The sequence below is a fragment of the Clostridioides sp. ZZV15-6383 genome, from assembly GCF_020657735.1.
Lineage (GTDB): Bacteria > Bacillota > Clostridia > Peptostreptococcales > Peptostreptococcaceae > Clostridioides > Clostridioides difficile_D.
In genome coordinates this window covers 1-473 of the sequence record NZ_JAGWCV010000151.1, presented here as the reverse complement: position 1 = coordinate 473, position 473 = coordinate 1, and the positions used below count along the sequence as shown (strand labels likewise).

1 protein-coding gene is annotated in these 473 nt (G+C 31.9%); it reads right to left on the bottom strand.

Annotated features, from left to right (window positions below; translation table 11 throughout):
• Nucleotides 1-473: peptidase dimerization domain-containing protein (locus tag KGF42_RS19225; RefSeq protein ID WP_227826914.1), on the bottom strand; the 473-nt coding region annotated here is incomplete at both ends.

Sequence of the window (473 nt, the reverse complement as noted above, 5' to 3'; positions counted from 1 at the left end):
ACTTAATATAGCACAGTTATATCCAAGATTAGCTAGTATATTTGCATCACTACCACCACCAATTACCATTGGATTTGGAACAACACCAACTTGTCTTATTGCTTCCTCACTTAATTTAAAAACATGACTGTCTCTACTAAGTTCAAAACTTGGATAAGACATATTATGTTCAAAAGTGTAAGTAGTATTAAATTTAGATGCAGCATCTAAACAACATTTTTCCATATGATTAAGTTCATATTCTAAAGTTTCAGGGATATGAGACCTGATTTCAGCAGTCAATGTAACCTTATCAGTTACTATATTTGTAGCTCCACCACCTTCTATTTTACCTATGTTTGAAGTTGTCAGAGAATCTATTCTACCTATATGCATATTGCTTATTGCATGAGAGGCAACCAATATAGCATTTATACCTTTTTCAGGTTCTATACCAGCATGTGCTTTTTTACCATAAAAAGAGATTTTTATAG